This window comes from Pelatocladus sp. BLCC-F211 (genome assembly GCF_041928655.1).
Taxonomy (GTDB): Bacteria; Cyanobacteriota; Cyanobacteriia; order Cyanobacteriales; family Nostocaceae; genus Pelatocladus.
Genome location: NZ_JBHFLM010000010.1, coordinates 1 through 12253, shown reverse-complemented (window position 1 = coordinate 12253; position 12253 = coordinate 1). Strand labels below are relative to the sequence as shown.

Below are 12253 nucleotides of genomic sequence, written 5' to 3'. Positions count from 1 at the left end.
TGCTAATCCAAAATCCAAAATCCAAAATCTAAAATCTAAAATATAATGTCTGATTGGTTAGAACATACGGTGCAAGTGGAAGTAGAGGTTCCTATAGATTTAGCATGGGGTCTCTGGTCTGATTTGGAGCAAATGCCTCGCTGGATGAAGTGGATTGATTCAGTGAAAGTTCCTGAAGATAACCCAGATATATCATTGTGGACATTGAAATCTGGGGGTTTTGAATTTACTTGGAAATCCCGAATTCTCAAGGTAATTCCTCATCAAATCATCCAATGGGAATCTGTCGATGGTTTACCGAATCGGGGAGCTATTCGTTTTTACGATCGCCATACCAGTAGTATTGTTAAACTTACTGCTGCCTATGCTATCCCTGGTATCCTTGGCAAAATCATGGATAATTTATTTTTGGGACGAATAGTAGAATCAACTCTGCACGCCGATTTAGAGCGATTTAAGCAATACGCTTTAAAAACAAAGGCTGAAGGATGAAGGTTAAAAGCTGAAGGTTAAACATGAGATGAAGAGTAAAAAATTAAAGATCAAAAATACTTCAAACCTCATTATCACCTACAGGAAGCCGCCTTCAAGGGCGTCTGCATCCTTCATGCTTCTTTACCACGTTGGATCGCTAAACAAATTGATTTCTAATTCTTCGCATCCGTCTGGAACTGCGCTAATGCAAGCACGAATGATTTCTCCATTGTCTAGCTCTACTGTACAAGCGTGACAAGTACCCATCAGACAACCAGTGGGAATCATCACCCCTGCTCGATCAGCAACATCGAGCAAGGGTTCTCCCACTTGGGCGTCAACTGTAACATCATCTGGTAAAAAATTAACGCGCACAGTCATAATTTTTAGCTTACTACGACAACAAAGGAGTCAAATCTAGGTGCTGTTCAATTTCTGTAGCCAGGGAATCTAGTAGATTTTCGCGCTGATCTCGATAGTTGGCAACACCTGTGGGGAGAGATTTTAAACCTCGTTGTTGACGCAGGCGATTTAACCAAGCACGACGCCAGGGGCCATTGTCAAATATTCCGTGGAGATAAGTACCCCAAACTGATTGGCAATTATCCACTAATCCTAAATTTGGGTCGTCAAATAGAGGATAGTAGGATTGGGAATCTATACCTTGGGTTTCGATGCGCGATCGCCCTTGATGAATTTCAAACCCAGTTACGGGTAAACCCATTTGGGGATGATTTGAGGTGACTTGACGTTGGCGAGCAATTTTTTGTCCTGTGATGACTGTTTTAATAGGTAATAGTCCTAAACCTTGAAATCTTCCTGCTTGCCCTTCTATACCTTCTGGATCAGCAATCATTTGACCAAGGATTTGAAAACCACCGCAGATACCCAAAACTGTACCACCTGCTGCCGCATAGTTTTGAATTGCCTCTGCCATACCAGTTCTTTGTAGTAACAGCAAGTCAGCAATTGATGTTTTCGTACCTGGGAGAATTACGGCGTCTGGATGTCCTAATTCTTGCTTGGGACTTAAGTATTTTACCATCACTGTTGATTCCGATTCCAACGGATCAAAATCGGTAAAATTAGATATTCTGGGTAAGCGAATCACACTAATACTTAGGTCTGTACTGGATTTATATGATCTACGTTCTAACAAATCTAAGGAATCTTCTGCGGGGAAGACAGTTTCTAAGTATGGAATTACACCAATTACCGGAATTTTTGTCCGTTCTTCTAACCATTTTATACCAGGTTCCAGCAGCGATCGCTGTCCTCGGAACTTGTTAATCACGACACCACGAATCAGAGCGCGTTCTTCTGGTTCCAGCAATTCTAAGGTTCCAACTACATGAGCAAAAGCACCACCCCGATCAATATCAACTACTAGTAAAGTTGGGGCATTTAAATATTTTGCTACTCGCATATTAGTTAAATCACGGTGCTTGAGATTGATTTCCGCCGGACTCCCAGCACCTTCACAAACCAGCAAGTCAAATTCTGTTGACAAATGCTGTAGAGACTCTTCGATTGACCGCCATCCCAGTTCAAAATATTGCTCGTAATAATCCGCAGCACTGACTTTTCCCACAGCTTTACCCTTAATAATCACCTGGGAAGTCATATCACCCTGGGGTTTGAGTAAAATCGGGTTCATTTCTACCCAAGGTATAACCCCAGCCGCCCAGGCTTGTACTGCTTGAGCGTAACCAATTTCTCCACCATTAGCTGTGACATAGGCATTTAAAGCCATATTCTGACCTTTAAAGGGAGCCACTCGCCAGCCGCGCCGCGACAAAATACGACAAATAGCCGCCGTTAATAGTGATTTCCCTGCGTGGGATGTTGTTCCCACTACCATAATTGCTTTCATATTCAACTGTTTTTCCAATCCGGTGTGATATTAAAAGCATGAAGCCTGATATGGCTATGCTGGTTGAGTGATGATATTGCTCTTAAATAGTCATTGGTCATTGGTCATTGGTCATTAGTGTTGTACAAATGACTAATGACGTAGGGCAAACGTCAATCTTACGCAATATCTCACATCACTTTACAAAGACATAGTAAAGACTTCATAAATGCAGTTGAGACTTCCGTACATATTGTTCCCGTCTCAGTGCGACTCCTAACTTTTCACCTGAAAATTGGTTGGTGGATAGAGCTAAAATGGCAGTCTGAACCAACGAGCCACAAAATTTAAAATGCGATCGCCCCATGTTACAGTCGGCAATGGTTGGTGTTTCCATTGTTCTACTATCTGACGACCAAGGGGTGTGAGGCGAAAACTATCTGTTATTCCTTGACCATCAACTTCACGTCGCAGTACACCTACTTGAATTAACCATGCTAAGGTGTTGTCTGCTCTTAATTCAGACAAAGAAGCTTTGGTGTAGCCTTTGTTAACACCAGAATTGCCAACAATTTCACTCATCGCTACCCTCTGTGAAAGCATGGCTGCAAATAAACCAAAGTTAAAAGGACAACAAAGTAGCGATCGCTTGGCTCTTTCTATGGTCTTAGGTGGATATGTCAGGGTTTTCTGATTCTGAGCATCAACAGCAGACATTTTGGTTTCCAGTTATCAATTATCAGTTAACAGTTACAAATTGATCACTAGTAACTGATTTCTTTTTTTATTGTCCTGTAATGATTGTAAATTATTGTAAAATTTCAAGTGCATCAGTAATTTCAAATTTAGGAAAGGTAAACTATGCCTCTAGCAGTTGGGACAGATGCACCTGCGTTTACCGTTAAAGACACTAACGGCAACACAGTTTCTTTATCTGATTTCAAAGGTAAAACAGTAGTTCTGTATTTTTACCCCAAAGACGACACTCCAGGCTGCACCAAGCAAGCTTGTAGTTTCCGTGATGCTAACGAGCAGTATACAAGCAAAGATATCGTCGTACTAGGGGTAAGTGCAGATGATGAAGCCTCGCACCAAGCATTCACCCAAAAATATAATCTCAACTTTCCATTACTAGCTGATACCAACGGCAGCTTAATTAAAGCCTACGATGTTGATGGTGGTGGTTATGCCAAGCGTGTTACCTACATCATTGATGGCAACGGTAAAATTGTTTATGTTGACTCTAGTGTCAATACCTCTACCCATGCCAGTGATGTTCTAGCTGCCTTGGGATTGTAAATTTCATCACATAGACTTAAAAAGAACTAGTGTTACTACACAATTTTACTTAGTGTTCTAAAAGTCAAGAGTTCAAACTATGGACTCTTGACTTGCCTAAAACAAACCAAATAAAGTTTACAGCTCTAATTTTTATGGAGTAGGAGTAGTATTCACTCTTGGACTAATTATCTGCAAACCAGGCGTCTGCTGTTTATTTTGTTGTGTTAATGCTCTTTGTCTAGCTTTAAAAGCTGCTGCTGCTTCATCAAGTTGTTGGTTTTGTGCATTTACATCTAAATCCGGCACACTCAAATTAGCACGATGAATTAAATTGAACACACCAAAACCATCATTTGTGTTGGAGCTAGAAAAAGGATTATTGTTGCTATTGTATGGGTCGTCTGTGTTGTTCTGCGGATCGTAATTTTGGAAGTTTGGTGTTTCGCTTGGTTCAGCAAGGCTAGGTTTTGGCATCAGCACAGAAATAAAGCCAATTCCTGCTAAAGTGCTAACAACAAGTAGTTTGAGTGGCAGAAATGAGATTTTCATGCAGATTTACCCCCCACATAGTTTTAATTAACTTCATCATATTTCTATTTTAAATAACTCAAATCCTTGTTTGTCGGTAAGGACTCAGTTCTAAGACTGGGGAATCAAAGAGGGAAGAGTTTGAGAGCTATTCACCATATAGTTTATATATCAATACGGTTCAGTTAAGGCTAAAAACTAAAACTAGCGTAGGTTGGGTTGAGTGCAAGCGAAACCCAACCTACATTTCTTCTTAACTGAACCGTATTGGTTTATATATGCCTTTCATATTTTTTCATAATATAAAGAATAAAAAAAGACACAAGAATACTAAGTAGTCCTAATTGCCACAAACCACAGCCAGCTATAATCCCCAAGCCAGACGAAGTCCAAATAGCTGCTGCGGAAGTGAGTCCACGAACTTCTATTCTTGAGGATTGTTCGTCTGAATTTTCTCGCAAAATTTCCCCAGCACCCAGAAATCCTACACCCGCAGCTATACCCTGAATAACGCGGCTGAGTCCATTGTAATCTCGCGGTTCGTCTATTTGTAAGATGACGAGGACAAACATTGCTGAAGCAACACTTACCAACATATGAGTTCTTAAGCCAGCTGGTTTGCGTCTGCGCTCACGTTCTAAGCCAATTACCCCGCCAAAAAATACTGCTAGGCATAGTCTAAAAGCAATGTTAGCCCAATCATTAGGTGCAAGAAAAAATGTATTTGGTGATACTAAAAAATGTGATATCATGCACCTATACTGATGTCAGCAATAATTTGCAGTATGTAAGCGTAGCCATTTTAACTAAATTACCAAATTTAACGGCTGATACTCAAATTTTTGGTATTGTTCAGTTAATGTTTTCCAAATTTTTCGGCAGTTGTTTTTCTCTAGCACGGTATAATCCTTTTGGGTAATGGTGTGTTAAAAGCTTTGCCAATAGTAGTGTTGTGGTAAGATTTTTAATGTAGATTTTTGTTTCTAAAATGCCCAGCAAGCTACAGCAGTAAAAATTAAAACTTAATGATAAGTGAATATGCTTAGATGTTGTTTAGTTTACAAATTATGTTAACTAACAATAATGAAAAAGCTGCGGCGATTTTGGGAGATAATAACGCAAGTTATACAAATTTAATCTTTAGTATTTTTCACTATAAACTCAACCGCAACACTGAAAGCTAGAAAACCTGTTAACAAGTTGTCTATTTGTTCAGCTTGGATAGACTTCTAGAAAGTATAGCGCTAGTCCTAGTAACAGGTAGACGCTGAAATGTAATTTTAATAGGATTTTGTTCTTTGTTGATTGTTTGGTAGTTCCAACGAAAACTGCTAGTGCGTCTATGGAACCACCAACCACCAACCACCAACCGACAACCAACAACTGACTAATTGAGTGGACAAACTCTACTGGCTTGAGCAAATTAAACTGCTAGATCGCGCCGAAGTTGGTGATAAAGCTTTTTATTTAAGCAGAATCATGCAGCGTGGTTATCCGGTGCTGTCTGGTTTTGTCATCCCAGCATCAGTTTTGCGAGAATTTCTAGAAAATCTCAACAGTTCAGAAGCATTAATTGCTGACTTACCAAATTCTTCATTGCACTTGGATGTTGGTAATTGGCGTCAGCTTCAGCAGGTAGCTGAACGTTTACGCCAAGAAATTATTAGCGCAACTGTATCACCTGAGTTATTAACTGCTATCTTACAAGCAACTCAAACATGGGAAACTCAGTGTCTGATTTTTCGCCCAAGTTTAACACTACCCACAGGTAAGCACGGAGTTGCGAATATATCTGGCTTGCTGGACTCACAAATTTGTCACTGCGAACAAGAAGCGATCGCCTCAGCACTCAAGCGGACTTGGAGTCAGTTGTTTCGTGCTAGAAGTCTTTTATGTTGGCAACAAGCAGGAATTGATCTCCAACAGATTAATTTAGCAGTTTTAGTGCAACCAATCCACAATGCACTTGCCAGTGGCTTAGTGAATACCAACTCTTCCCATTGGGAAATTCAAGCCTCTTGTGGGTTGGGAATTGCGATCGCCCACGGTGAAGTTTTGCCAGATGTCTACTATATTCAACCAGAAACTAGCTTTGTTCAAGAGCAACAGTTGGGATACAAGCTACTCGCCTATTGCATTAATCATGAAAATTCTGGTGTTGATTTGCAATCCACATCAATATCACTACCAAAACAAGATGATTCTGGTTTGCAAGTATATCTACTGACTGAAACGCAACAACAAGCCTATGCTTTACCAGAAGAATATTTGCAACAACTCATCAGATTGACAAATCAGCTTGTCAAAGAACTAGGTAAACACCTCACTCTAGAGTGGACAATTTCTCAACAAACTTCATCGAGAACACTTTACATAACGCAAATTAACCTACCCCAATCAGGACTTTCCGATATTCATTTTATCAAAGGACTAGGGGCAGGAACAGGACGGATCACAGCATCGGCTCATGTCATCCATTCTCAACAAAAACCAGAACAACTACCCAAAGGAGTAATTTTAGTCGCACCAGCCATCACACCAAATTGGTTGCCAATATTGCAACAAGCGGCAGGTATTATCACTGAACATGGAGGTCTGACAAGCCATGCAGCGATTCTAGCCAGAGAATTAGGTATTCCAGCAGTAGTCAATGCAGCCAGTGCTACGACTGTGATTCATCATGGTGAACAACTGCTAATAGATGGTGATAAAGGAGAAATTTACCGCCTCGGTACGGAGGTACAAGAACAGGAAACTGACAGGAGACAATCAGATCAATTATTGTCTTTTCTCTCTTTTCCCCATGACACGACACCTTCAAAACAGTCTGCATCTCTAAGGGAAACAGCGAAACGTTTACAGAATAGAAATTATTTACGTGCAGGATTTTCCCCACTTTTACAAAATGGCGGCGAATCCTCCGCAGGTTTGAATAGTGGTTTTCACCATACTCCAACAAGAAACCATAATTCTGCTTCATCTACAACTAACTCCTCAACAAAGGAATCCATGATTGCTACCCGGCTGCTAGTTAACTTAAGTCAGCCTAGCTTGATCGAGCAAGTGCTTTCTTTGCCCATTGATGGAGTAGGATTATTGCGTTCAGAATTGATGGTACTCAATATTCTAGAAGGACAGCACCCCCTAAATTGGCTAACCAATGGACGTCAAGATGTACTATTAGAGCGATGGTACGAACAAATTTTACAATTTGCCCAGGCTTTTGCCCCACGACCTGTTTTTTATCGTTCATTGGACTGGCGATCGCGTGAATTACAATCAACTAGCGAGAATTTACAATCTTCACCCCAATCTATGCTGGGAGAGCGTGGTACATTCAGCTACTTAGTCAATCCAGCTGTCTTTGAATTAGAATTAGCTGCTTTAGCAAATGTACAGCAATCTGGTTATACCAATATTCATTTAATTTTGCCCTTTGTACGTACAGTCGAAGAATTTAACTTTTGTCGTCAGAAAGTAGCAGAAGCAAGGTTAAATAGAATACCCAATTTTCAACTATGGATCATGGCAGAAGTCCCAAGCGTGTTATTTCTGCTACCAGAATATATCAAAGCAGGAGTCCAAGGAATTTCAATTGGCACCAATGACCTCACTCAACTACTATTAGGCATAGACAGAGAGCAAGGACAGTTCGCAAAAGCATTTGACGAACGTCACCCAGCAGTCATGAATGCTGTAGCTCAATTAATCCACACAGCCAGAGAATCAGGAATACCTTGCTCTATTTGTGGTCAAGCACCCGCATTGTATCCAGAAATTATAGACCATTTCATCGAATGGGGTATAACCTCTATTTCCGTAGAACCAGAAGCAGTAGCAAGGACATATCAAGCGATCGCACGTGCTGAACAACGCCTCATTTTAGAAGCCGCACGGCGACAAATGCAATAGTTAGTTGTTAATCAACCTTCGCCAAGCAATAACCAAAAACCACTGAAAGTCATTCCCGAATCATCAGGCTGCACCAGTAAAAAATGTAACCCCTGACTTTCCTGCTTGCGCTGTTCGTAAACCTTAGCTGCGACTGCTACTTCTAAATCGCTAAACGTCGCTAAAATCCATCTATCTACCAAACTAGCTTCCAATACCAACCCATCCGGCGCACCCGCAACATAACTTAACTCCACAGGACGCGCTTGTTGTAACCATCGTGCTAGACGCATTGATTGCCGTCCCCCATAAATTATCACACCAGGAACTGACACCGTTGACGCCAAACCCAAATTAATCGGTTGCAAAAACTCTGGTATCACCAAAATGGGAATAGGCTGCTCTGCAAACGCTTCCATCACCTTACCTGCTGACAACGTTGCAAATCGCCATTCTTCCCCCCAGAGATTTTCCGGTAATGGTGTGGGAGGTGGTTTGTCTACTACCGTGGGATAATTTTTTTCTTGCAACCACTGCTTCAGTGCAAAAGTGCGGCGAGTCGGTTCAACATTGATACCTAAACTGCGTCCAGCTTCCGCAATTAAACCCAAACATTGCGGGCGAAACACCTGAATTACATCTGGTAATTTCCCATCCGCAGCCAATTGCAACTGAGCAGTAACCCAACTAGAATTCACCTGAGATTGAGGACAAATTGCTTCATACTGAAAACTGCGATCGCGATCGCAAATCAACAACTCCCATAAAACTTGTCCTGCTGCCTGTTGTTGGCGATGATGATAAAAATCAGCTTGCCAAATTACCATAATTCACCATATTAAAAAAAATGAACCACAAAGACACGAAGACACGAAGATTTCTTGGTGACTTGGAGCCTTGGTGTTTCATTCATGTTAAAAAAAATGAACCACAAAGACACGAAGACACGAAGGTTTCTTGGTGACTTGGAGCCTTGGTGTTTCATTCATGTTAAAAAAATGAACCACAAAGACACGAAGATTTCTTGGTGACTTGGAGCCTTGGTGTTTCATTCTCATCTCGCCCGTAGTTCCGCAAGCAGAACGAGTAAGCACCCTATTTGCTGGTAGTTCTGGGAGGGGGATAAAGCCTCTCGCCTTTAGGCAGAGGAATGGTTACAAAGTACTGGTAGTGGAACCTGCTTTTCAACACTAAATCCCCTCTTGATCAATTCATGTTCCAAGCAAACCTCATAGACACTCTCTAGCAAACCAGGCCCTAGAGTAGAATGCACCTGAAAAGCTGCATCAACAACTTGTGTAGCCACTTGATCCAATTCCTTGGAAATAGGTTTTCTTTGTGTCTTAGAGTCTTGGTGAGTCCACTTGCCGTCTTGGCGGTTCCCGTCACGTTCGCGTAGCGTCCCGGAGGGAACTTGGCAAGGTGGCGAACCCGAAGGGTGGTTCATTAATTCTTAGACCAATACTTTCGCTAAAATTGGCGGTACTGTGACAGCAATTTCTGGGACGTATACCTGGGAAACGTAGTCAGCAATCATGCGATCGGTGTTAAATAGTGGTGCGTTGGTTTTGATGGAAGCTTTCATCATCTGTATCCAACCGTGGGGAATGGCGTTAGCATCTTGGTTGTAGTAGAGGGGAGTGATTTCTTCCTCTAACAATTTATACAGTGATTCTGAATCAATACGGTCTTGTAGTTCTTGATCACTGGTGTGGGCATCTTCGCCAATTGCCCAACCGTTGATGCCTTTACCGTTGGCGTCGGCTTGGTAGCCTTCGCACCACCAGCCATCGAGGACGCTGCAATTTATACCACCATTGAAGCAGACTTTTTGTCCGCTTGTACCGGATGCTTCTAGGGGACGACGGGGGTTGTTTAACCAGACATCGACGCCTTGGACGAGTTTTTGGGCTGTGTAGATGTCGTAGTCTTCGATGAAAGCAACGCGGTTGGTGAGGGCTGGGTGTTTGCACCACTCCATTAAGCGTTGAATAATTCGCTTACCTTCTTCATCGGCGGGGTGTGCTTTACCGGCGAAGATAATTTGTACGGGTCGGTCAGCGTTACCAAAAATTCTTAGGGCGCGTTCCATGTCACGCAGGAGTAAATGACCGCGTTTGTATGGTGAGAAACGTCTCGCAAATCCGATGGTGAGTGCTTGGGGATCTAGTAGGGTGTTGGTGGCTTGAATGTTTTGGTATTCTTCGCCTCGTCCTTCTCTAGCTTTTTTAACTTTATAGCGGGTGTGAGCGACAAGTCTTTCTTTGAGAATTTGATGTCGCCACCAGAGTTCTTCGTTGGGAATATCGTCTACTTTTTCCCACATTTTGGGATCAACTGCATGGGTTTTCCAATCAGATCCCAAATATTGATTGTACAAATCTGCTATTAGGGGAGCAGTCCAAGTTGGTGCATGGACTCCGTTGGTAATGTAGCCGATGGGGACGTTATCTTCAGTGCGGTTGGGATACATGACTGTCCACATTTGGCGGGAAACTCGTCCGTGTAACTCGCTGACACCGTTGGAAGTACGACACATCCGCAATGCTAAAACAGTCATACCAAAGGGTTCCCAAGGATCGCCAAGTCGCCGTGCGCCTAATGCTAAGAATTGTTCGCGGGAAAGGCTTAGTTGGGGCCAGTAGTGGGCGAAGAACGAGTCCATTAAATCTGGAGAGAAGACATCATGACCGGCGGGAACGGGTGTATGGGTGGTGAAGACACAGCGTTTACGTACATCTGTTTCGACGTCGTAGAAGGATTTATTGGTACGTTCAATTTCTTGGCGGACAACTTCTAAGGTACAAAAGGCGGCGTGTCCTTCGTTGAGGTGATAGACGGATGGCTGGATTCCCAAAGCTGTTAAAGCACGGACGCCACCAATTCCTAAAACGACTTCTTGGGCGATGCGAGTTTCTTGATTACCGCCATAAAGGTGTCCAGTTAACCAACGATCAATGGGATCATTGTCTTCGCGATCGCTATCTAAAAGATAGAGGGTGACTCGCCCAACTCGCACTTGCCAAATTTGTACTTTCACCCAACGCTGGCGAATTTCTAGTTCGATGGTGAGTGGTTGCCCTTGCTCGTTTTTAATTAGTTCTATGGGCATACGGTGGAAGAGATTATCCACATAATAATCTTCCTGCCAGCCACCACGGTTCAACCGTTGTCGGAAGTAACCTTGACGATACAGCAAGCCAATAGCGACCATTGGTACGCCCAAATCGGATGAAGATTTGAGGTGATCGCCTGCGAGAATGCCTAAACCGCCAGAGTAGACGGGTAAGGATTCATGAATACCAAATTCGGCGCAAAAGTAAGCAATGGGATGTTCGCTGGAAACTTGCGGTGCGACTCGGTTCACCCAAGTGTCCTTTTGCGTCATGTATTCGTCGAAGTCTTTGGCGAGGGCAGAAATTTGCTTGAGGTAAAACGGGTCTTCTGCTAGCTGGGTGAGGCGTTCGTAGGTTGCTGATTCTAAGATTGCTACTGGGTTATGTCCGCAACGTTCCCATTCTTGGGGATCGATAGTTTGAAATAACGCGATGCGATCGCTAGTCCAAGACCACCAATAGTTGTATGCCAAATCTGCCAAGCGTCGCAGTGGCAAAGGCAATTTTTCACTCAAGCGAAGCGCTGCGGTCATTGCAATCCTTTTAGTCATATTATTGTTTGTTTAGTTTTGTAAGTTTACTAGTCAATCACGACAATTAAAGCGACTATTTTAATCAGTCATCGGGGAGCATTTCACCTTTTAACCTATCTCTTGTCATACAATCAGTTATCGAAAAAACCTTCATCAAAGTCTCTGCTGTTTCGTTTTTACCTTAAATTAAATCATCCTGCTTTTTGTGCCGATTTTCATAGGTTTATACTTCAATTTTATTGACATTGTTTTAACTTATTTTTGATATTTTTAAGTTTTATTTAATTATTTTCTGATTTGAAATAACCCAAAGTCAAGATTCCACAACATTCAAGCTAGGAACTCTTATCCAGGAGAGTCCTAAAAAATAAAATTGAATTAAAAAAGCAAAAATAAATTAAGTTTATTGTGAATTTTAAAATTAAACCTCGTCCATATTGAAAAGAGGAGTTTTTCAAAAAGGACATTATGTAGGTTGGGTGGAACGGAGTGTAACCCAACATTAACCAGACTATAATGTTGGGTTTCGCTGTCGCTATACCCAACCTACAAAACTTTACTATAGTTAATTATTTTTC

11 protein-coding genes are annotated in these 12253 nt (G+C 42.0%); 3 read left to right on the top strand and 8 right to left on the bottom strand.

The window, feature by feature from the left end; genetic code table 11:
* The first annotated feature begins 45 nt into the window (after positions 1-45).
* On the top strand, positions 46-492 hold the full coding sequence (locus ACE1AT_RS00700) for an SRPBCC family protein (RefSeq protein ID WP_374865422.1): 447 nt from the start codon (positions 46-48) through the stop codon (positions 490-492).
* A gap of 123 nt (positions 493-615) precedes the next feature.
* Here ACE1AT_RS00700 and ACE1AT_RS00695 read toward each other — a convergent pair whose 3' ends face one another.
* The 3 genes from ACE1AT_RS00695 to ACE1AT_RS00685 form a co-directional block, all read right to left on the bottom strand.
* Positions 616-855, bottom strand: a complete 240-nt coding sequence (locus ACE1AT_RS00695) for a 2Fe-2S iron-sulfur cluster binding domain-containing protein (protein WP_017311526.1) — start codon at positions 853-855, stop codon at positions 616-618.
* A 13-nt stretch (positions 856-868) separates the two neighbouring features.
* Positions 869-2347, bottom strand: coding sequence for a cobyric acid synthase CobQ (gene cobQ / locus ACE1AT_RS00690; protein WP_374865421.1), 1479 nt, complete (start codon positions 2345-2347; stop codon positions 869-871).
* 291 nt (positions 2348-2638) lie between these two features.
* Complete coding sequence (locus tag ACE1AT_RS00685; protein WP_374865420.1) at positions 2639-3043, bottom strand: Npun_F0494 family protein; 405 nt, start codon at positions 3041-3043, stop codon at positions 2639-2641.
* 144 nt (positions 3044-3187) lie between these two features.
* On the opposite strand from ACE1AT_RS00685, the gene ACE1AT_RS00680 reads away from it, so the two are divergent.
* Positions 3188-3625: a peroxiredoxin gene (locus tag ACE1AT_RS00680; protein ID WP_374865419.1), complete on the top strand. Its 438-nt coding sequence runs from the start codon at positions 3188-3190 to the stop codon at positions 3623-3625.
* Between the two features lie 132 nt (positions 3626-3757).
* Here ACE1AT_RS00680 and ACE1AT_RS00675 read toward each other — a convergent pair whose 3' ends face one another.
* Both ACE1AT_RS00675 and ACE1AT_RS00670 read right to left on the bottom strand, forming a co-directional pair.
* Positions 3758-4156, bottom strand: a complete 399-nt coding sequence (locus ACE1AT_RS00675; RefSeq protein ID WP_374865418.1) for a hypothetical protein — start codon at positions 4154-4156, stop codon at positions 3758-3760.
* A 251-nt stretch (positions 4157-4407) separates the two neighbouring features.
* On the bottom strand, positions 4408-4887 hold the full coding sequence (locus ACE1AT_RS00670) for an MgtC/SapB family protein (protein ID WP_374865417.1): 480 nt from the start codon (positions 4885-4887) through the stop codon (positions 4408-4410).
* 643 nt (positions 4888-5530) lie between these two features.
* On the opposite strand from ACE1AT_RS00670, the gene ACE1AT_RS00665 reads away from it, so the two are divergent.
* Positions 5531-8047: a putative PEP-binding protein gene (locus ACE1AT_RS00665; protein WP_374865416.1), complete on the top strand. Its 2517-nt coding sequence runs from the start codon at positions 5531-5533 to the stop codon at positions 8045-8047.
* An 11-nt stretch (positions 8048-8058) separates the two neighbouring features.
* Here the strand turns inward: ACE1AT_RS00665 and ACE1AT_RS00660 are convergent, their stop codons facing one another.
* The 3 genes from ACE1AT_RS00660 to glgP all read right to left on the bottom strand — a co-directional run bounded on the left by ACE1AT_RS00660 (position 8059) and on the right by glgP (position 11693).
* A complete protein-coding gene (locus tag ACE1AT_RS00660) occupies positions 8059-8853 on the bottom strand; it encodes a Tab2/Atab2 family RNA-binding protein (RefSeq protein ID WP_374865415.1) in 795 nt (264 codons plus the stop codon).
* Positions 8854-9164: 311 nt separating this feature from the next.
* Positions 9165-9473, bottom strand: coding sequence for a GxxExxY protein (locus ACE1AT_RS00655; protein WP_374865414.1), 309 nt, complete (start codon positions 9471-9473; stop codon positions 9165-9167).
* 6 nt (positions 9474-9479) lie between these two features.
* On the bottom strand, positions 9480-11693 hold the full coding sequence (gene glgP, locus ACE1AT_RS00650; RefSeq protein ID WP_374865413.1) for an alpha-glucan family phosphorylase: 2214 nt from the start codon (positions 11691-11693) through the stop codon (positions 9480-9482).
* Positions 11694-12253: the final 560 nt, after the last annotated feature.

Excerpts from the sequence above, each read along its gene's own strand:
- ACE1AT_RS00700 (WP_374865422.1), top strand. The coding sequence starts at position 46 with ATGTCTGATTGGTTAGAACATACGGTGCAAGTGGAAGTAGAGGTTCCT.
- ACE1AT_RS00675 (WP_374865418.1), bottom strand. The coding sequence starts at position 4,156 with ATGAAAATCTCATTTCTGCCACTCAAACTACTTGTTGTTAGCACTTTA.
- ACE1AT_RS00695 (WP_017311526.1), bottom strand. The coding sequence starts at position 855 with ATGACTGTGCGCGTTAATTTTTTACCAGATGATGTTACAGTTGACGCC.
- ACE1AT_RS00680 (WP_374865419.1), top strand. The coding sequence starts at position 3,188 with ATGCCTCTAGCAGTTGGGACAGATGCACCTGCGTTTACCGTTAAAGAC.
- glgP (WP_374865413.1), bottom strand. The coding sequence starts at position 11,693 with ATGACTAAAAGGATTGCAATGACCGCAGCGCTTCGCTTGAGTGAAAAA.
- ACE1AT_RS00660 (WP_374865415.1), bottom strand. The coding sequence starts at position 8,853 with ATGGTAATTTGGCAAGCTGATTTTTATCATCATCGCCAACAACAGGCA.
- ACE1AT_RS00655 (WP_374865414.1), bottom strand. The coding sequence starts at position 9,473 with ATGAACCACCCTTCGGGTTCGCCACCTTGCCAAGTTCCCTCCGGGACG.
- ACE1AT_RS00685 (WP_374865420.1), bottom strand. The coding sequence starts at position 3,043 with ATGTCTGCTGTTGATGCTCAGAATCAGAAAACCCTGACATATCCACCT.
- ACE1AT_RS00670 (WP_374865417.1), bottom strand. The coding sequence starts at position 4,887 with ATGATATCACATTTTTTAGTATCACCAAATACATTTTTTCTTGCACCT.
- cobQ (WP_374865421.1), bottom strand. The coding sequence starts at position 2,347 with ATGAAAGCAATTATGGTAGTGGGAACAACATCCCACGCAGGGAAATCA.